The sequence below is a fragment of the Streptomyces sp. NPDC003635 genome, assembly GCF_053587635.1.
Genome location: NZ_JBSFOK010000031.1, coordinates 11,555 through 31,103 on the forward strand (window position 1 = coordinate 11,555; position 19,549 = coordinate 31,103).

Consider the following 19,549-nt stretch of genomic DNA (forward strand, 5'->3'; position numbering starts at 1 on the left):
ACGCGTTCACAAAGACATAGCCTGCATTCGACGGGGCGGTCTGGGGACGTGTGACCGCCTGCAGCCCCGCTCTACCCGCAGGAGCACCGTGGCAACTGGCCGAACTCACCGACCGGCGACCCGTAGCCGAGGGATTCCCGAGGCCACCGTCGCCAGGCTTCCGCTGTACCTTCGCGCGCTGACCGCACTGTCGGAGCGCTCGGTACCCACGGTCTCCTCCGAGGAGCTCGCGGCCGCGGCGGGCGTCAACTCCGCCAAGCTGCGCAAGGACTTCTCCTACCTGGGCTCCTACGGGACGCGCGGAGTGGGCTACGACGTCGAGTATCTCGTCTACCAGATCTCCCGCGAACTGGGGCTGACCCAGGACTGGCCGGTTGTGATCGTAGGTATCGGTAACCTCGGCGCGGCGCTGGCCAACTACGGCGGGTTCGCCTCGCGTGGCTTCCGGGTCGCGGCGCTGATCGACGCCGACCCGGCCATGGCCGGCAAGCCGGTCGCCGGGATTCCCGTCCAGCACTCCGACGACCTGGAGAAGATCATCCAGGACAACGGCGTGTCGATCGGCGTCATCGCCACTCCCGCCGGTGCCGCCCAGCCGGTCTGCGACCGGCTCGTGGCCGCCGGGGTGACCTCCATTCTGAACTTCGCGCCGACCGTGCTGACCGTCCCCGACGGTGTCGACGTGCGCAAGGTCGACCTCTCCATCGAGCTGCAGATCCTCGCCTTCCACGAGCAGCGCAAGGCCGGGGAGGAGGCCGCGGCGAACGACGGCACCGCTCCGGTCGCCGCCGTGCGCGGCGAGTCCGGCGACAAGGGGCCCGACGGGGACGTACCCGCCGTGATGCCGGCATGAGTCTCCTCGTCGTGGGACTGAGCCACCGCAGCGCCCCGGTCAGCGTGCTGGAGCGGGCGGCGCTGAGCGCGGACGCCCAGGTGAAGCTGTTGCAGGACACGGTCGCCGCGGAGCCGGCGACCGAGGCCGCGGTGCTCGCGACCTGCAACCGGATCGAGCTGTACGCCGACGTGGACAAGTTCCACGCGGGTGTCGCCGAGCTGTCGACGCTGCTCGCTCAGCACAGTGGCCTCGGCCTGGACGAGCTCACCCCTTATCTGTACGTGCACTACGAGGACCGGGCCGTCCACCATCTCTTCTCGGTGGCCTGCGGGCTTGACTCGATGGTCGTGGGCGAGGGGCAGATCCTCGGCCAGATCAAGGACTCGCTGGCGCGGGCGCAGGATCTGCACACGGCCGGGCGGCTGCTGAACGATCTGTTCCAGCAGGCGCTGCGGGTCGGTAAGCGGGCGCACTCCGAGACCGGTATCGACCGGGCCGGTCAGTCGCTGGTCACCTTCGGGCTGGAGCAGCTCTCCGGTGGTACGGCTGTGCAGGACTGGGCGCGTGGGAAGCGGGCGCTGGTCATCGGGGCCGGGTCGATGTCGTCGCTGGCCGCGGCGACGCTGGCGCGGGCCGGGGTGGCCGAGGTCGTGATCGCGAACCGTACGGCTGAGCGGGCCGAGCGGCTGGCGGAGATCCTGAACGAGGGGTCGGCGGGGCTGGCTCGCGCGGTGCCGATGGATTCGGTGGCGGGCGAACTGACACGTGCCGATGTCGCGGTGTCCTGCACGGGGGCGACCGGGCTCGTGCTGACCGCCGAGGCTGTTGCCGCGGCCGTGGACGGGCGGATGCCTTCGGTCGGGGCCGGCCCGGCGTCGGACGCGCGGCCGGGCGCGGACGAGGCGCCGTCCGCCGCGGCCGCGGGGGCCGCCCAGGCGACACGACTGCCCGTAGGCCCTGCGGGTGACGACGAGAACTGCCCCCTCGATCTGTCCGCCGTCCAGACCGGGTTCTCCGTCATGGGTGAAGCCGCCGTGGCCGGGATGGACGCCGCCACCCTCGAGCAGCACGCCGCCTGGGTGGACAACGGCACGATCGACCGTCGCGAGTCCGCCCGTCGTGCGCCCGAGGCCGATGCCGAACTGATCACCGCGCTCGCCGCCACCGTCGCGACCATCGGCCGGATCCCCGAGCGCCGTCGGCCCGAGCCCGTCGAGGTGGCGCGGCCCGAGCCCGTCCTGTACTTCCTCGATCTCGCCATGCCCCGTGACATCGACGCCGCCGTGCACCGGCTGGCCGGGGTGCGGCTGGTGGACATCGAGTCGTTGGCCGAGGCTTCGGCGGACGCTCCGATGGCGGCCGACGTCGATCTGGTGCGTCGTATCGTCTCCGACGAGGTCGCCGCCTTCGGGGCCGCGCTGCGGGCCGCGCACATCACGCCGACCGTGATCGCCCTGCGGACCATGGCCGCCGATGTCGTCGCCGGGGAGATCGCCCGGTTGGAAGGGCGGCTGCCGGGCCTCGACGACAAGCACCGCAGTGAGATCACCCAGACCGTGAAGCGCGTCGTGGACAAGCTCCTGCACGCGCCGACCGTACGGGTCAAGCAGCTCGCGGCCGAACCCGGCGGTGCCGGGTACGCGGACGCGCTGCGGACCCTGTTCGACCTCGACCCCGAGACGGTTGCCGCCGTCTCCCGGGCCGAGGACAGCACCGAGAAAGACCGAGGGCCGGCATGAAAGACAAGGCACTGAGGCTCGGGACCCGGCGGAGCAAGCTCGCCATGGCCCAGTCCGGGCAGGTGGCGGACGCCGTGAGCCAGGTGACCGGACGGCCCGTCGAGCTCGTCGAGATCACCACGTACGGCGATGTCTCCCGTGAGTCGCTCGCCCAGATCGGCGGCACCGGCGTCTTCGTCACCGCGCTGCGCGAGGCGCTGCTCAAGGGCGAGGTCGACTTCGCCGTGCACTCGCTGAAGGACCTGCCGACCGGGCAGCCCGACGAGCTGGCGCTGGCAGCCATCCCGGTGCGCGAGGACCCGCGGGACGTGATCGTCGCGCGGGACGCGCTGAAGTTCACCGACCTGCCGCGCGGGGCGCGCATCGGCACCGGTTCGCCGCGCAGGATGGCGCAGCTCAACGCGTACGCCCGCGGCCATGGGCTGGACATCGAGACCGTCCCCATTCGCGGGAACGTCGACACGCGGATCGGATACGTCCGCAACGGCGAGCTCGATGCCGTCGTGCTGGCCGCGGCGGGCCTGAACCGCATCGGCCGGATCGACGAAGTGACCGACTTCCTCTCGGTCGACACCGTTTTGCCCGCCCCCGGCCAGGGGGCCCTGGCGATCGAGTGCACCGCGGACAACGCGGAGCTGATCGCCGCGCTCGGCGAGCTCGACGACCCGTTCACGCGGGTCGCCGTCACCGCCGAGCGGTCACTGCTCGCCGCCCTGGAGGCCGGCTGCTCCGCCCCTGTGGGCGCGCTGGCCGACCTGTTGGCCGACGGGCAGATTGTCAAGGAAATGCGCCTGCGTGGCGTCGTCGGCACGACCGACGGCACGCGCACGGTGCAGCTGTCCACCACCGGTCCCGTGCCCGAGACGCACGACCATGCGCTGGCGCTCGGTCGCGAACTCGCTGCCGAGATGCTTGCCCAGGGCGCGGCCGGTCTGATGGGGGAGCGAGCACAGTGAGCCCCACCGCCCTTACCACCGGCCTTGAACACGGGCACGTCACCTTCCTGGGTGCCGGACCCGGGGATCCGGGACTGCTGACTCTGCGCGCCGTGGAGGCGCTGGCGAACGCGGACGTACTCGTCGCCGAGCACGAGGTGCTCGACGTCGTCCGGGTGCACGCCAGGTCGGGCGTGTCCGTCGTGAACACGGATCCGGATCCTTCGTCGGACCCGGTTCCGGGCACAGGCACGCCTCAGCTAGCGGTTGTTGACGGCACGTCAACGACCGCTGGGGCACCCGCTGTGCGGGATGCGGCACATCTTGTCATGGAGGCCGCGCGGGGCGGCAGGCGGGTCGTGCGTGCGGTGCCCGGGGACCCCGGGCTCGACGCGTACGCCGCCGAGGAGATGCTGGCGTGCGCCGCCGCCGGGGTGCCTTTCGAGGTGGTCCCCGGTGTCGCGGCCGCGGTCGGCGTGCCCGCGTACGCCGGTGTGCCGCTGCGCGACGCGCAGGGCGCGGACGTGCGGTTCGTGGACGCGCGCACGGCGTCGGACCGGTGTTGGACGGAGGTGGGCGCCTCCGACGGGACGGTGGTCGTGTCGACGAGCCTCGACTCCGTCGCCGCGGCGGCGGGCGAGCTGGTGGCCGCCGGCCGGAAGCCGGACACCCCCCTGACCGTCACGGTCGCCGGTACGACGACCCGGCAGCGGACCTGGACCGCGACGCTGGGCACGATCGCGCAGACGCTGAAGCAGGCGAAGGTGCTGCCCTCGCCCGAGGGCGGGCGGCCGGTGATAGCCGTGGTCGGTGAGCGTTCCGCCGCCGCCCAGCGCGACCAGCTGTCGTGGTTCGAGTCCAAGCCACTCTTCGGGTGGCGGGTGCTCGTACCGCGTACGAAGGAGCAGGCGGCCTCGCTCTCCGACCAGCTGCGGTCGTACGGGGCCGTGCCGCACGAGGTGCCGACGATCGCCGTCGAGCCGCCGCGGACGCCGCAGCAGATGGAGCGGGCGGTCAAGGGCCTGGTGACGGGCCGCTACGAGTGGATCGCCTTCACTTCCGTGAACGCCGTCAAGGCCGTGCGGGAGAAGTTCGAGGAGTACGGGCTCGACGCCCGTGCCTTCGCCGGGATCAAGGTCGCGGCGGTGGGCGAGCAGACGGCGAAGGCCCTGATCGCGTTCGGTGTGAAGCCGGATCTGGTGCCTTCCGGGGAGCAGTCCGCCGCGGGTCTGCTGGAGGACTGGCCGCCGTACGACCCCGTCTTCGACCCGATCGACCGGGTGTTCCTGCCGCGGGCGGACATCGCCACGGAGACGCTGGTGGCCGGGCTCATCGAGCTGGGCTGGGAGGTCGACGACGTCACGGCGTACCGGACCGTGCGGGCGTCGCCGCCGCCGGCGGAGACCCGGGAGGCGATCAAGGGCGGTGGCTTCGACGCCGTGCTCTTCACCTCGTCCTCGACCGTGCGGAACCTGGTGGGCATCGCCGGCAAGCCGCACAACGTGACCGTGATCGCCTGTATCGGTCCGGCCACGGCGAAGACCGCCGAGGAGCACGGGCTGCGGGTGGACGTGATGGCTCCCGAGCCGTCCGTGCACAAGCTGGCGGAGGCGCTGGCGGACTTCGGCGCGAAGCGGCGGGCCGCCGCCGTGGAGGCCGGGGACCCGGTGACTCGGCCGAGCGAGCGGCGGCCGGGGGCGCGCAGACGCCGGACGACGACGTGATGTGACGGTTCGCAGGGGCCGACCGAGGAAGCTCGGTCGGCCCTTCGTCGTCTACGCGGGCGTGACGGTGTGGCCGTAGCGGAGCAGGTTCTCCGGGTCGTACGTCTTCTTGGCGCGGCGCAGGCGGGTGTACGTCTCCGGGGTCCAGGCGCGGGCCCGGTCGTCGGGGTTGCCCGGGGTGCCGTGGATGTTGACCATCGTGTAGCCGGTGCCGTAGGGGGCCATCGCCGCGTGCAGGGACGTGGTCGCGCGCTCTATCGCCTCCGCCTCGGGCGGGGCCGCCAGAACTCCCACCGCCTCCAGGAGGAAGTCGGCGTCCCTCGCGCAGATCGCGTCCTCCGCGCGCGCCGGGCGGGACAGGGCGCCGCCCATGTGGCGCAGGCCGGTCATGGTGAGGGGGTAGTCCGGTGCCTCCGGGCCCGCCTGGGCGAGGAACGCGCCGATCGCCTCCGGGGGCAGCTCGCGCAGCAGGCTGCAGGACTCGCGGGCGGGCAGCGGGTCCTGGGGTTCCAGGTAGATGCGGTCCATCGCCGTGTACGGCATGACCTCGACCATGTCGACGACCACGGGTGCGGCGGCGCGCAGTGGCGCGAGGAGCTCCTCGCCTGCCTCCGGGGCGCCTGTCCAGGCCACGGCGATCCGGGCCCAGAAACCGCCTCGCAGGGGTTCGGGGATCTGGGGGATCGGGGGGAGGCGGAGGAGGGTGAAGGCCGTGCACATCTCCTCCGGTACCTGCCGGGTCCACTCCGCCCAGGCCGTGAGCAGGGGTTCCGCGTCCTCGCCCCGGCAGTAGAGGCCGCCGCCGAGGAGGGTGGGGAGCGGCAGGAGGTCGCAGGTGAGGGAGGTGACGACGCCGACGTTTCCCTTGCCGCCGCGCAGGGCCCAGAACAGGTCCGGTTCCTGGGCGGCGTCCGCTTCGTGCAGGGTGCCGTCCGGGAGGACCACCTGGAAGGAACGGACCAGGTCGGCCGCGTAGCCGTAGGTGCGGCCGAGGACGGGGAGACCACCGCCGAGGGTGTAGCCGATGACGCCCGCGTCCGTGGAGGAGCCGGTGAGGGCGGCGAGGCCGTGGGGGGCGGCGGCTTCGAGGACGTGGCGCCATTTCGCGCCGGCGGCGATGGTGGCGGTGCGGGCCTCGGGGCTGATCGTCACGTCTGTCATCCGGGTGGTGCTGATGAGGAGGCCGTGGTCGATCGGGAAGTTGGCGCCGTGGCCGGTGGCTTGTACCGCGACGGGGGTGTGGGTGGCCGAGGCCCAGCGGAGGGCGGTGACGACGTCGTGCGGGCTGGTGGCGCCGACGACCACGTCCGGGGTGTGGAGGGCGGCGAGGTTGAAGCCGGTGACTTCTTCGGCGTAGCCGGGGTCGCCCGGGCGTAGGACCGGGCCCTGGATCTCTGAGAGGGCGAAGAGGTCGGGGGTGGGGTGGGGGGCGGTCATGGGGGTCCTCCGGCGGCGGCGTGCGGAGGGACGGCGGCGGTCGGGTGCGGTGTTTCGGAGTGCCTGGCCGTCGGGCCCTGGTTTTGTCGGGTCTGCTGTTCTTCCAGGATGGCTTGTGGGGGTGGGGTGTGCAGGTCGACGGGGCGCGGGGGCTTGTTCTGGGTCCGTGGTGGCTGGGGTGGGGGTGGGTTTGCGCTCGCCCGCGCCGGCGGGTGCCCGCAGCTCGTTGACTTCCGCGGCTGAGGGGATGTGGCCGACATCGCGTCGGCATCGGGGGTGGTGGGGCGGGCGTAGCGTAGTGGTATGTCGACGTATGGATCATTTCCTGGGGCCCGGCCGCGGCGGTTGCGGGGGTCCGCTGTCATGCGGCGGATGGTTGCCGAGACGCGGTTGCATCCGGCCGATCTGATTCTTCCCGCCTTCGTGCGGGAGGGGGTTGCCGAGCCCGTGCCCATCGCCTCCATGCCCGGCGTTGTGCAGCACACCCGGGACACTCTGAAGAAGGCCGCCGCCGAGGCCGTCGCCGCCGGGGTATCCGGGATCATGCTCTTCGGCGTGCCGGAGGAGTCCAAGAAGGACGCCCTGGGAACCCCGGGGACGGATCCCGACGGGATTCTGCAGGTCGCCCTCCGGGACGTTCGCGCCGAGGTCGGCGACGAGCTGCTCGTCATGTCGGATCTCTGTCTCGACGAGACCACCGACCACGGGCACTGCGGAGTGCTCGACGATCAGGGGCGCGTCGACAATGACGCCACCCTCGAGCGGTACGCCGAGATGGCTCAGGTCCAGGCCGACGCCGGTGCCCATGTCGTCGGGCCCAGCGGAATGATGGACGGGCAGATCGGTGTCGTCCGGGACGCACTCGACCAGATCGGCCGCGAGGACGTCGCCATCCTCGCGTACACCGCCAAGTACGCCTCCGCCTTCTACGGGCCCTTCCGCGAGGCCGTCGGTTCCTCCCTCCAGGGGGACCGCAAGACCTATCAGCAGGACCCCGCCAACGCCCGGGAGTCCCTGCGCGAGTTGGCCCTCGACCTGGAGGAGGGGGCCGACATGGTGATGGTGAAGCCTGCCGGGCCCTATCTCGACATCCTCGCCCGGGTCGCGGACGCCGTCGACGTTCCCGTCGCCGCCTACCAGATCTCCGGCGAGTACTCGATGATCGAGGCCGCCGCCGAGAAGGGCTGGATCGACCGTGACCGGGCCATTCTGGAGACCCTCACGGGGATCAAGCGGGCCGGCGCCCGGAACATCCTCACCTACTGGGCCACCGAAGTGGCCCAGAAGCTGCGGTAGTTCGGCTCCCGGCCGCCGACCTCAGTTCAACGCGTCCTGCGCTTCCTGCTGCCAGTACGTCACCGACAGCGCGCTGTCGTAGTACAGGCCCTTCGCCGGAAGCGCCGGGGTCGCGGAGGCGCCGCCCGAACTGTTCGGGGTCCGGCCCTGGAACGCGACCGTCAGCTTCTCGCCGGTCATGCCGCCCTCTCCGCTGCCGTCCGCCGCGCTGAGCAGGACGCCCGCGTAGCCGGAGTCACCCGGGTCCAGGGTCGGCACCGCCTGCGGCTTGGTCTCCGGCATCGCCTGCGGCACCCACTGCATCTCGTCGAAGCGGAGCACCGGGTAGTAGTACAGCGAGCAGGGCTTCGAGCCGGTGTTGGTCACCGTCAGCAGCATGTGGTTCAGGGGGCGGGACACCGGCTGGGCGGTGACCTTCGTGTTGGCGCCGTTGCAGGTCACCGGCTGAGCGGAGCCGGAGTCGCCCGACGGAACGGACGCGTCGGGCTGTTGGGTGGAGGTCGGCTGGTCCGCTTCGGCCGGCTGGTCCGGCTCGGCCGGCTGCTCCGTCTTCGCGGGATCCGTCGTGGGTGCCGATGCCGATGCCGTCGGCTTCGACGCGCCCTCGTCCTCTGTGCCCGTGCCGTCGTCGCAGGCGGTCAGAGCGAAGGTGACGAGGGCGGCGCCCGCGGCGGCGGCGAGACGGGCGTGGCGGAAGGTGCGCATGGCTGAAGTCCTTGTCCGTGGATACGGGTTCGCTGTGGATGAGGAGAGCTTGTGCGATCGTTTGTCCCGGCCGCAGCGGTCGGCGGGGGATACGGGACACTGGAATGCCAGTGGCACGTCTGACGTGCGAGAACACCCCTCCCCTGGAACGGGGGAACGGGATGACGGGGGATGGAGGAACGGTGTCGTACGGCACTGCCGGGGATGGGTTCGCCGCGTTACTGCGGGAGTTGAAGGACCGGTCCGGACACAGCTACGGGGTGCTCGCCAAACGGCTGCACATGAGTACGTCGACCCTGCACCGGTACTGCAACGGGGACGCCGTACCCACCGACTACGCGCCCGTCGAACGGCTCGCCCGCCTCTGCAAGGCCTCCCCGGAGGAACTGGTGGAGCTGCATCGGCGGTGGGTGCTGGCCGACGCGATGAGGAAGCGGAAGGGCGTGGCGGGGGAGGGCACTTCGGCGCGGGTGATGGCGGAGGAAGCGCCGGTCGAGGTAGCGCCGGTCGAGGAAACTACTGCCGAGGAAGCTCCGGCCGAGGAAGCTCCGGCAGCCGAACTCCCCGAGCCTCCCGAACTCCCCGACGCCGCCCCCGGCCCTGCCGCGCTCGCCGAGCCCACCGTACCGTCCCCGCGCCGCCGCCTCCGTCGCCGTAGCGTCGTCCTCGCCGGAGCCGCGGGCGCGGTCGCCGTCGCCGCCGTTCTCGCCTCGGTAGCCCTCGCCACGAACCCCCTCTCCGGGGACGAGCGGCAGGGCGACGACGCTCGGCGCCGTCCCGTCGGGGCCGCCGCGTCCAGCGACGCCCCGCGGACTTCGGCCCCGCCCTCCAAGTCCCCCTCGCCGGAGGCGAAGAGCACCCCGCCCGCCTCCCCCTCCGCGAGCCGCACGACTGGTGGCGCCGCCGCCCCGGAGGCCGACGCGGGGCCGCCGCTGACCGTCACGACCCGGCCGTACGCCTGGGAACACCCCTGCTCCCAGCACTATCTGATCGAACAGCAGGCGGCCAAGGTCCCCCCGCCGCCCTTCCAGCAGGACGCGCCCGCCTGGGTCGACGCGGTGGGGGCCGTGTCGGCGGGGGAGCAGCTCGTGACGCTGACCGTGCAGGGCACCGGCGAGGAGACCGTGGTGCTCGACAGCCTGACCGTGCACGTGGTCAGCAAGGACCGGCCCCTCGCCTGGAACGACTACGTGATGGGCGTCGGCTGCGGCGGTGGCGTGCCCACCCGCCCCTTCACCGTGGCCCTGGACGGGGCCCGGCCGATCGTGGCGGCCGCCGCCGGGCAGCGGGACTTCCCGCTGAAGGTGAGCGAGTCCGACCCGGAGGTTCTGAAGATCACGGCCGACGCCTCGGCGTACGACGTGCGCTGGTACCTGGAGCTGGCCTGGTCCAGCGGTGGCCGCAGCGGCAAGCTCGTCGTCGACGACGGCGGCGAGCCGTTCCGCACGAGCGGCAACAACGGCCGTCCCGCGTACGAGTTCCCGCTCGGCGGCGAGAAGTGGATCGCCTCGATCGGGGAGGGCGGCTAGTGCCGCGTCCGGCGGGGGACGTGGGCCGCGGGCGACCGGCGCCGGCCTGCACGGATGAGGGGGCCCTCGGGTTGGGGGCGGCACGGCCGGTACGGACCGGGGGAGTCCGTATCGCGGAAAGCTGCTTGTAGGCGCCACTTAGTTCCCTAGGGTGCGGGCAGGAGCCGTTACGCCACCGAGGAGCCGCCACGTGACCGTCGTCGAGCCCGCGCCGTCCCGCCCCGCGCCCGTCCCCCCGCTCGCCTCGCGGGCCCGGTCGATCGGCGGGTCGCCGGTACGGGACATCCTGGCGGTCACCGCGCGGCCCGAGGTGATCAACTTCGCGGGCGGGCTCCCGGCGCCGGAGCTGTTCGACACCGAGGGCATCGCCGACGCCTTCCGGGCAGTGCTCGCGGAGACGCCCGCGCGGGCGCTGCAGTACTCCACGACCGAGGGCGAGCCGGTGCTGCGGGCCGCGCTCGCCGCACGGATGTCGGAGCGAGGGCTGCCCACCGACGCCGACGACGTCCTCGTCACCACCGGCTCCCAGCAGGCGCTGTCCCTGCTCGCCACCGCGCTGCTGGAGCCCGGGGACACCGTGCTGGTCGAGAACCCCTGCTACCTCGCGGCGCTCCAGGCCTTCGGGTTCACCGGCGCCCGGGTCGTGGCCGTGCCGGGCGACGGGGACGGCGTCGACCCCGCCGCGCTGGAGGAACTGGTGCTGCGCGAGCGGCCCAAGCTCCTCTACACCGTCCCCACCTTCCAGAACCCCACCGGCCGCACCATGCCCACCGCCCGCCGTACGGCCGTGGCCGCCGTCGCCGCCCGGCACGGGCTGTGGATCGTCGAGGACGACCCGTACGGCGAGCTGCGCTTCGAGGGCGAGCGGGTGCCGTGGATCGCCGCCTGCCCGGGCGCCGAGGACCGGACCGTGCTGCTCGGCTCCTTCTCCAAGGTGATGGCGCCGGGCCTGCGGCTCGGTTGGCTGCGCGCCCCGGCCGCGCTGCGCCGCGCCTGCGCCGTCGCCAAGCAGGCCGCCGACCTGCACACCCCGACCGTCAACCAACTCGCCGCCGCCCGCTACCTGGCCGACCGGGACCTGGACGCGCACGTGGCCCGAGTGGCGAGCGTCTATGGCGAGCGGCGCGATGCCATGCTGGCGGGCCTGGCGGAGGCTCTCCCGCCCGGCTCGACCTGGAACCGCCCCGAGGGCGGCATGTTCCTGTGGGCCCGGCTGCCGGAGTCGTACGACACGGGCGCGCTGTTGCCGGAGGTCGTCCGCAAGGACGTCGCCTACGTGCCCGGCGCGCCCTTCCACGCCGGTGAGCCCGACCGCTCGACCCTGCGGCTGTGCTTCGTGACGGAGACGCCCGAGCGGATCGGGGAGGGGCTGCGGAGGCTGGGACGAGGGCTGCTCCTCCAGGAGGCCTAGGTCGTAAGTCCCTGGTCGGTTGCGGCTGTGGACCGCCGACGCGGTGCAGGGGGCTGCTTAGGGTGACGGCATGTCCGACACAGTGGAGTTCGACCTCGACGCGTATCTCAACCGGATCGGTTGGGAGGGGGAGCGCAGGGCCGATCCGGCCACCCTGGCCGGTGTCCACCTCGCGCATTCCCGGGCCATTCCCTTCGAGAACCTGGACCCGGTCGGCGGCCGGGCGCCGTCGCTGGCCCTCGGCGATCTGCTGGCCAAACTGATCCACGGCCGCCGTGGGGGCTACTGCTACGAGCACAACACCCTCTTCCGGCACGCCCTGGAGGCCCTCGGCTTCCGGGTGACCGGCCTGGCCGCGCGCGTCGTGCTCGGCGCGGACCGGCCGGAGAGCCGCCCGCGCACCCACATGACCCTGGTCGTGCACGCTCCCGGCGACCCGCAGCCGTACCTCGCCGACGTGGGCTTCGGGGCGATCGGCGCGCTGCTGGAACCGGTGCCGCTGACCACCGGCGTCGAGTTCGCCGGGGCGGGCCGCCGGCACCGGTTGGTCCACGCGCCGCACGACGGGCCGCTGGAGCTGTGGGTGCTGGAGGCGCACGACGGGCGGGAGTGGGTGCGGCAGTACGCCTTCACGCTGGACCCCTGCGAGGCGCCCGACTACGAGGTGTTCAACTGGCACGTCGGGACGAGCCCGCGCTCGCCGTTCACCCAGAGCCGCTATGTCCAGCGCGTGACCGCCGACCGCCATGTCCTCCTCCACGGCGACCTGCTCACCGAGACGCTCGCGGACGGCACGGTCACCGAGCGCAAGATCGCCGAGGACGAGGTCGAGCGGCTGCTGGAGGAGGAGTTCGGCATCGTGTGCTGACAGGTGCCCGGACGCACCGCGGCCCGTCCTCCCCCGGGGGAGAGGACGGGCCGCGGTGGCATGCCGGCGTCTAGAGCCGCTCGGGGGTCCGGATGCCCAGCAGGGCCATGCCCTGGTGGAGGGTGCGGGCCGTCAGGTCGCACAGGAACAGCCGGTTCTCCGTCTGCTCGGCGGTGTCGGCCTTCAGGACCGGGCACTGGTCGTAGAACGTCGTGAACAGCGAGGCCAGCTGGTACAGGTACGCGGCCACCTTGTGCGGCGCGTACTCCGCCGAGGCCTCGAAGACCGTCGCGCCGAACGAGTCCAGGTGCAGACCCAGGGCCCGCTCGGCCGGGGCCAGTTCCAGCTCCGGGCGGGCCTTCGGCTCGCTGCCGTCGGCCTTGCGCAGGATCGACTTGATCCGGGCGTACGCGTACTGGAGGTACACGCTGGTGTCGCCGTTGAGCGAGACCATCTGGTCCAGGTCGAACTTGTAGTCCCGGCTCGCCGAGGTCGACAGGTCCGCGTACTTCACGGCGCCGATGCCGACGTACCGGCCGTTCTCGACGATCTCCTCCTCGGAGAGGCCCACCTTCTCGGCCTTCTCCCGGACGACCGCGGTGGCCCGCTCGACGGCCTCGTCGAGCAGGTCCTCCAGCCGGACCGTCTCGCCCGCACGCGTCTTGAACGGCTTGCCGTCCGCGCCGAGCACGGTGCCGTAGCCCATGTTGTGCGCGGTGACCTCGTCGCTCAGCCAGCCGGCCCGGCGGGCGGTCTCGAAGACCATCCTGAAGTGCAGGGACTGCCGTACGTCCACGACGTAGAGCAGGGTCGTGGCGTCCAGGTCGACCACGCGGTTGCGGATCGCGGTCAGGTCCGAGGCCGCGTAGCCGAAGCCGCCGTCCGCCTTCTGCACGATCAGCGGGACCGGCTGGTCGTCCTTGCCGCGGATCTCGTCGAAGAACACCACGAGCGCGCCCTCGGAGCGGACCGCGACGCCCATCTCCTCCAGGAGGCGGGCGGTCTCCGGCATGCCGTCGTTGTACGCCGACTCACCGACGATCTCGTCGTCCCGGATCTCCATGTCCAGCTTCTCGAAGACCGAGTAGAAGTAGACCTTCGACTCGTCCACGAACTGCTGCCACAGGTCGAGCGTCTCCTTGTCGCCGGACTGGAGGGCGACGACCCGCTTCCGGGCCCGCTCCTTGAACTCGTCGTCCGAGTCGAAGACCGCACGCGAGGCCTTGTAGACGCGGTTCAGGTTGCTCATCGCCTCGGCGCCGTCGACCTCCGACGGCGGGGCCAGCTCGCCCGGGTGCTCCATCAGGTACTGGATGAGCATGCCGAACTGGGTGCCCCAGTCGCCGATGTGGTGCCGGCCGATCGTCTTCTCGCCGGTGAAGTCGAGCATGCCGCGCAGGGCGTCGCCGATCACCGCCGAACGGAGGTGGCCGACGTGCATCTCCTTCGCCACGTTCGGCTGGGCGTAGTCGATGACCGTGACGCCCGGGGTCTCCTTCAGCGGCACGCCGAGCCGGTCGTCGGCGGCGCGCGCGGCGAGGGTCTCCGTGAGAGCCGCGTCGCTGACGGTGATGTTCAGGAAGCCGGGCCCGGAGACCTCGACGTCCTTGATCACATCACCGGTGACGATGTTGCCCACGACCTGCGTCGCCAGCTCCCGCGGGTTCGCCTTCGCCTTCTTGGCGAGCGCGAGGATGCCGTTGGCCTGGAAGTCGGCCCGGTCGCTACGTCGAAGCAGCGGGTCCGCGTCGGTCTCCGGCAGGGCGGCAGACAGGGCGGACGCGAGGCGCTGGTTGACGAGATCGGTGAGCGACGTGACCGAGGCCATTTGGTGGGAGCCGTTCTCCTCGTGGGATGGATAGACGCAGCCAGTATCCCATGGGGGGTAAAGCGAATTTCGCGGGCGAGGAGCTCGGGTGGTGTGCTGTGCTGTGCCGGGTGCGGCGCCGTGAGGGCTTGTCGCGCAGTTCCCCGCGCCCCTGAGAAGGCGGCTGCGCCGCCTAGACTTGGGGCGCAGCCCTTTTGACCGTACTGGCTGCCCTGGAGAAAGAAGGACGTGCCGATCGTGGCTCAGAGCACCGAGACCACCGACTGGGTCTCCCGTTTCGCGGATGAGGTCATCGAGGAGTCGGAGCGTCGGGCCCCGGGCAAACCGGTCGTCGTCGCCTCCGGACTCTCCCCCTCCGGGCCCATCCACCTGGGCAATCTCCGCGAGGTCATGACGCCCCACCTCGTCGCCGACGAGATCCGGCGGCGCGGGCACGAGGTCCGGCACCTGATCTCCTGGGACGACTACGACCGCTACCGCAAGGTGCCCAAGGGCATCGCCGGGGTGGACGAGAAGGCCTGGGAAGAGCACATCGGCAAGCCGCTCACCTCGGTGCCGGCGCCGAAGGGCTCGGCGTACCCGAACTGGGCCGAGCACTTCAAGGCCGCCATGGTCGAGTCGCTGGCCGAGCTGGGCGTGGAGTTCGACGGGATCAGCCAGACCGCGCAGTACACCTCCGGTGTCTACCGCGAGCAGATCCTGCACGCCATGAAGCACCGCGGCGACATCGACGCGATCCTCGACCAGTACCGGACCAAGAAGTCCCCCGGGAAGAAGCAGTCGCAGAAGCCGGTCGACGAGGCCGAGCTGGAGGCCGCCGAGGGATCGGGAGCCGCCGCCGAGGACGACGGCAGCTCCGGCTCGGCCGGGTACTTCCCGTACAAGCCGTACTGCGGCAACTGCGAGAAGGACCTGACCACGGTCACCTCCTACGAGGACGAGACCACCGAGCTGTCGTACACCTGCACCGTGTGCGGCTTCGCCGAGACCGTCCGGCTGAACGAGTTCAACCGCGGCAAGCTGGTCTGGAAGGTCGACTGGCCCATGCGCTGGGCCTACGAGGGCGTCGTCTTCGAGCCGTCCGGCGTCGACCACTCCTCGCCCGGGTCGTCGTTCCAGGTCGGCGGGCAGATCGTCGGGATCTTCGGCGGCAAGCAGCCGATCGGCCCGATGTACGCCTTCGTCGGCATCTCCGGCATGGCGAAGATGTCCTCCTCGCGCGGCGGGGTGCCCACCCCGGCGGACGCGCTCCAGATCATGGAGCCGCAGCTGCTGCGCTGGCTGTACGCCCGGCGCCGGCCCAACCAGTCCTTCAAGATCGCCTTCGACCAGGAGATCCAGCGGCTCTACGACGAGTGGGACAAGCTGGACGCCAAGGTGGCCGACGGGTCGGTGCTCCCGGCGGACGCCGCCGCGCACTCCCGCGCGGTGCGTACGGCGGGCGGGGAGCTGCCGCGCACGCCGCGCCCGATGCCGTACCGGACGCTCGCGTCCGTCGCCGACATCACCGCCGGGCACGAGGACCAGGCGCTGCGGATCCTCTCCGAGCTCGACCCCGCCGACCCGCTCGGCTCGCTGGACGAGGCCCGTCCGCGGTACGACAAGGCCGAGGCCTGGATCAACACGCACGTCCCCGCCGACCAGCGGACGATCGTGCGGTCCGAGCCCGACGCGGAACTGCTGAAGTCCCTCGACGAGGCGTCCCAGCAGTCGCTGCGGCTGCTGCTCGACGGCCTCGAGTCGCACTGGTCCCTGGACGGGCTGACGCATCTCGTCTACGGCGTGCCCAAGGTGCAGGCCGGGTTCTCGGCGGACGCCACGCCCAAGGAGCTGCCGCCGGAGATCAAGACGGCCCAGCGGACGTTCTTCGCCCTGCTGTACCACCTGCTGGTCGGCCGGGACACCGGTCCCCGGCTGCCCACGCTGCTGCTGGCCGTGGGCCAGGGGCGGGTCCGTAACCTGCTCGGGGCGTAGCCGCTACGACGACGAAGGGGCCCTCCTTTGACGGAGGGCCCCTTCGTGTCGTTCTGCTCGCGGTGCTACGCGATGTGCTCGTCCGTGAGTTCCGCGTTGAGCCGGTTGGAGAAGCGGTTCACCATGCGCTTGGCCTCGGCCTCGGGCAGGGACTTGCCGTACGTCGCCTCCACGTCGGCCATGAAGCCGCGGGGGGTGGGGGCGCCGTTGCCGCTCTTTATCGACTCACGGAAGACCTGGTAGTACGCGTCCTCGTCCGGTTCGGCCGGAAGCGTGCCGCCGCCTTCGCCCAGCTCGCGGGTGCGGCCGGGGGCGACGGGGATGGGGAAGCTGCCGGTCTCCTCCGGGGAGGGTTCCGCGAGCGGGGGCTCCTGCTGGTACTGGTCCTCGTACTGCTCGGCCTGCTGCTGTTCCGCGACCCACTGCTGGTAGTTGGGGTCGAAGGTGGGGTCGTAGCCGCCGTGGTACTCGATCTGCTGAGGGGCTTCGAACCAAGGGCTCTGGTCCGGTTCGGGTTCCGGGTGCTGTTGCGCGGTGTTCTGGTTGCCGACCAGTTCCGGGCGCTGCTCGCTCTGCGGTGCGCCTCTCATGGGGACGGGCGCCGCCCCCGCGGCACGACCGCCCGCGGCCAGCCGGGGTTGGGGTTCCGGAGCCGGCGGGATCAGGGCCGGTTCGATGCCGGCCGCCGCCAAGCCCGCTGGGGCTGTTTCCGCCAGGGGGACGCCGTACTTGGCCAGGCGCAGCGGCATCAGGGACTCCACCGGGGCCTTGCGGCGCCAGGACCGGCCGTAGCGGGAGCGAAGCCGGGCCTGGTAGACCAGGCGTTCCTGCTCCAGCTTGATGACCTGCTCGTAGGAGCGAAGCTCCCACAGCTTCATCCGCCGCCACAGCAGGAACGTCGGCACCGGGCTCAGCAGCCAGCGGGTGAGGCGGACGCCCTCCATGTGCTTGTCCGCCGTGATGTCCGCGATGCGGCCGATCGCGTGGCGGGCGGCTTCCACCGCCACCACGAACAGGACCGGGATCACCGCGTGCATGCCGACACCCAGCGGGTCCGGCCAGGCCGCCGCGCCGTTGAAGGCGATGGTCGCCGCCGTCAGCAGCCATGCCGTCTGGCGCAGCAGGGGGAAGGGGATTCTGATCCAGGTCAGGAGCAGGTCCAGGGCCAGCAGGACGCAGATGCCCGCGTCGATGCCGATCGGGAAGACGTAACTGAAGTCCCCGAAGCCCTTCTTGAGGGCCAGCTCACGGACTGCCGCGTACGAACCGGCGAAGCCGATACCGGCGATGATCACTGCGCCGAACACGACCACGCCGATGAGAACGCGGTGTGTCCGGGTCAGTTGCGGTGGCCCGGCCACTCGTACTCCCCTCCCCTTGCGTGTTGTTGCGCGCAACAGGGTGGCACATCAGTGCGGCGAACGTGTCGCCGGTAGGTCAGGTCGTCTTCGACGAGGACTTGGAGGACGGCTTGGACGAGGTCTTCGAGGACGACCCGGAGGACGGCTTGGACGGGTCGGCACTCGCGGTGCTTTCGCCCGTTCCGTTGGCCTTCGTCACCGCCGCCACCGCCTCCTTTGCGGCCTTCTGCGCCAGCTTGGTCAGGGTGTCCGCGCTCGGCGTCTTCTCGCCGGCGAGACCCGCGCCGTTGTAGTCGACGGTGACCACGACGTTCTCGACCCGGGCCACGATCGTCTGCTGCTTGAAGGAGCCTTCCTTCTTCTTCAGGTCGTAGCGCACGGCCGTCGCCTCGTCGCCCGTCCCGGAGACCGGCTCCGACTTCACGTTCTTCGCGCCGTCCACCGCCTGGACGTCCTTGACCTGCTTGGCGTAGTACTCCTGCGCCAGCTCGTCGCCCGCGCCACGCGTGACGTCGGACTCGAAGCGCAGCAGGGAGACGTTCAGCCAGCGGAACTGGGAGCCGTCCACGCCGTTGTTGTCCAGGCTGCTCCAGGAGCAGCTCGCCCGCGTGGAGGTGTCGTTGGACGTGCCCTCCTTGCCGGACTTGCCCGCCTTCGGCACCAGATCACCCAACGTGTCCTTCGCCAGCACGTCACAGGCCTCGGGCAGGGTGTCGTACGCGGCCGCCTGCACGGTCGGCGACGGGCTCGCGGAGGCCGAGGCGCCGGCGCTCGCGCCCTTGGCGGTGTCGTCGGAGCCGGAATCGGAGGAGCAGCCTGCGGCGATCAGCATCACGGGGACGGCGGCCGCGCCGAGAAAGACGCGGCTCAGGCGCTTCGCTCGCTGGTCGAACTGCTCTCGCTGTGCTGGTCGCTGCATGGTTCCTTCACTCATCGCGCTGTTCGTGCTCCTGCGGTCGGATCGGGTCCGAGGGGCCACGGTACGCGGTGAGCAAGCCGTGTGTTTCTGTTTCGCCGTCTTCACAAACGGCCCTCCACGGGCCTCAGCCGCCCAGCGACTCCGCCAGCTCGGCCGCCAGATTCCGGGCCCTGTCCTGCATTTCCTGGCTGTCGGGGGTGATGCCGACGGTGGCCGGCTGCTCCTCGTACTGGATGGTCACGATGACGTTGGACGTGCGGAACGCCACAGTCACCGTGCGCTGCTGGGCCGTCGAACCGGCGCTGCTCAACACGTCGTCCAGGAAGGCCTCGTCGCCCAAGTCCTCGAGTACGCGGGGCTGGAGGTCGGTGGGGGTGGCGGAGGGCGAGGAGGAAGTGGAGGCGGAGCCCGAGGGGCTCACGGAGGCGGACGCGGAGTCGCCGGGGGTGGTGGTGGGGCTGCCGGAGCCGGTCTCGGGGGACTCGGTCGCCGGGGACTCGGTCTGGGTGACGGTCGGTTCGGGCAGGTCGGCCGCCGCCACCTGGCTCGCGAAGACCTGTTCGGCCTGGCTGTCGTCGCTGACGGCGTTGTCGTACGACACCACGCGCTCGAAGTCGACGAAGAGATGGTCGGTGGCGTCGGCCGACTCCACCTTCCAGCGGCAGCCCACCTTGCGGTCGGTGTCGTAGGTGAGGGTCGCGGTGCCCTCGTAGGCCTTCTCGCGCTGCTCCTCGTCGGCGATCTGCGGGATGCCGGGGAGCAGGGCGTCGAGGGTGTCGGGGTCGACCACGCCACAGGGTTCCGGGAGGGTGCGGTAGCGGCCGGGCTCGGCCGCCGCCGTCGCCGTACCGGAGTCGCCGGGGTTGGAGCCGTCCGTCGTGCCGCCGTCCGAGGAACTGCCGGTGCAGCCGGCCAGCAGCGCCGCGAGGAGCGCGGCGGCGCCGGGTACGTACGCCTTCCGCTGCACGGTCGGCTCCTCTCGCTGCGG

Annotated in this window: 15 protein-coding genes; 9 read left to right on the forward strand and 6 right to left on the reverse strand. The window is 71.6% G+C overall.

What is annotated here, in order from left to right; genetic code table 11:
* Positions 1-88: 88 nt before the first annotated feature.
* The 4 genes from ACWDRW_RS26000 to ACWDRW_RS26015 are packed head-to-tail and all read left to right on the forward strand — an operon-like array spanning position 89 to position 5,233.
* Positions 89-853: a redox-sensing transcriptional repressor Rex gene (locus ACWDRW_RS26000; protein ID WP_451726458.1), complete on the forward strand. Its 765-nt coding sequence runs from the start codon at positions 89-91 to the stop codon at positions 851-853.
* A complete protein-coding gene (locus tag ACWDRW_RS26005) occupies positions 850-2,574 on the forward strand; it encodes a glutamyl-tRNA reductase (protein ID WP_451726459.1) in 1,725 nt (574 codons plus the stop codon). The genes ACWDRW_RS26000 and ACWDRW_RS26005 overlap by 4 nt, the downstream gene beginning before the upstream one ends.
* Positions 2,571-3,530, forward strand: a complete 960-nt coding sequence (hemC, locus tag ACWDRW_RS26010; protein WP_451726460.1) for a hydroxymethylbilane synthase — start codon at positions 2,571-2,573, stop codon at positions 3,528-3,530. The genes ACWDRW_RS26005 and hemC overlap by 4 nt, the downstream gene beginning before the upstream one ends.
* Positions 3,527-5,233 carry a uroporphyrinogen-III synthase gene (locus ACWDRW_RS26015; RefSeq protein ID WP_451726461.1) on the forward strand — a complete coding sequence of 569 codons (1,707 nt, stop codon included), beginning with the start codon at positions 3,527-3,529 and terminating at the stop codon, positions 5,231-5,233. The genes hemC and ACWDRW_RS26015 overlap by 4 nt, the downstream gene beginning before the upstream one ends.
* 51 nt (positions 5,234-5,284) lie before the next feature.
* Here the strand turns inward: ACWDRW_RS26015 and ACWDRW_RS26020 are convergent, their stop codons facing one another.
* A complete protein-coding gene (locus ACWDRW_RS26020) occupies positions 5,285-6,670 on the reverse strand; it encodes an FAD-binding oxidoreductase (protein WP_451726462.1) in 1,386 nt (461 codons plus the stop codon).
* A gap of 303 nt (positions 6,671-6,973) precedes the next feature.
* On the opposite strand from ACWDRW_RS26020, the gene hemB reads away from it, so the two are divergent.
* Entirely contained in the window at positions 6,974-7,966 is a 993-nt protein-coding gene (hemB, locus tag ACWDRW_RS26025) for a porphobilinogen synthase (protein ID WP_451726463.1), read from the forward strand.
* 21 nt (positions 7,967-7,987) lie between these two features.
* On the opposite strand, the gene ACWDRW_RS26030 is transcribed toward hemB, so the two are convergent.
* Complete coding sequence (locus ACWDRW_RS26030; protein ID WP_451726464.1) at positions 7,988-8,671, reverse strand: DUF4232 domain-containing protein; 684 nt, start codon at positions 8,669-8,671, stop codon at positions 7,988-7,990.
* Positions 8,672-8,853: 182 nt separating this feature from the next.
* On the opposite strand from ACWDRW_RS26030, the gene ACWDRW_RS26035 reads away from it, so the two are divergent.
* The 3 genes from ACWDRW_RS26035 to ACWDRW_RS26045 all read left to right on the forward strand — a co-directional run bounded on the left by ACWDRW_RS26035 (position 8,854) and on the right by ACWDRW_RS26045 (position 12,479).
* Positions 8,854-10,200, forward strand: coding sequence for a helix-turn-helix domain-containing protein (locus tag ACWDRW_RS26035; protein WP_451726465.1), 1,347 nt, complete (start codon positions 8,854-8,856; stop codon positions 10,198-10,200).
* Between the two features lie 190 nt (positions 10,201-10,390).
* Entirely contained in the window at positions 10,391-11,611 is a 1,221-nt protein-coding gene (locus ACWDRW_RS26040) for an aminotransferase-like domain-containing protein (protein WP_451726466.1), read from the forward strand.
* Between the two features lie 70 nt (positions 11,612-11,681).
* Positions 11,682-12,479, forward strand: coding sequence for an arylamine N-acetyltransferase family protein (locus ACWDRW_RS26045; protein ID WP_451726467.1), 798 nt, complete (start codon positions 11,682-11,684; stop codon positions 12,477-12,479).
* A gap of 70 nt (positions 12,480-12,549) precedes the next feature.
* On the opposite strand, the gene argS is transcribed toward ACWDRW_RS26045, so the two are convergent.
* Complete coding sequence (argS, locus tag ACWDRW_RS26050; protein WP_451726468.1) at positions 12,550-14,307, reverse strand: arginine--tRNA ligase; 1,758 nt, start codon at positions 14,305-14,307, stop codon at positions 12,550-12,552.
* Between the two features lie 228 nt (positions 14,308-14,535).
* Here argS and lysS point away from each other — a divergent pair, with 228 nt between their 5' ends.
* Positions 14,536-16,281 (forward strand): lysine--tRNA ligase, encoded by a 1,746-nt coding sequence (gene lysS / locus ACWDRW_RS26055; protein ID WP_451726469.1) that lies wholly within the window; start codon positions 14,536-14,538, stop codon positions 16,279-16,281.
* A 65-nt stretch (positions 16,282-16,346) separates the two neighbouring features.
* Here the strand turns inward: lysS and ACWDRW_RS26060 are convergent, their stop codons facing one another.
* The 3 genes from ACWDRW_RS26060 to ACWDRW_RS26070 all read right to left on the reverse strand — a co-directional run bounded on the left by ACWDRW_RS26060 (position 16,347) and on the right by ACWDRW_RS26070 (position 19,528).
* Positions 16,347-17,642, reverse strand: coding sequence for a DUF2637 domain-containing protein (locus ACWDRW_RS26060; protein WP_451726470.1), 1,296 nt, complete (start codon positions 17,640-17,642; stop codon positions 16,347-16,349).
* Positions 17,643-17,718: 76 nt separating this feature from the next.
* Positions 17,719-18,561 carry a DUF3558 family protein gene (locus ACWDRW_RS26065; protein WP_451726471.1) on the reverse strand — a complete coding sequence of 281 codons (843 nt, stop codon included), beginning with the start codon at positions 18,559-18,561 and terminating at the stop codon, positions 17,719-17,721.
* 124 nt (positions 18,562-18,685) lie between these two features.
* Positions 18,686-19,528, reverse strand: coding sequence for a DUF3558 domain-containing protein (locus ACWDRW_RS26070; protein WP_451726472.1), 843 nt, complete (start codon positions 19,526-19,528; stop codon positions 18,686-18,688).
* Between the last annotated feature and the right edge of the window lie 21 nt (positions 19,529-19,549).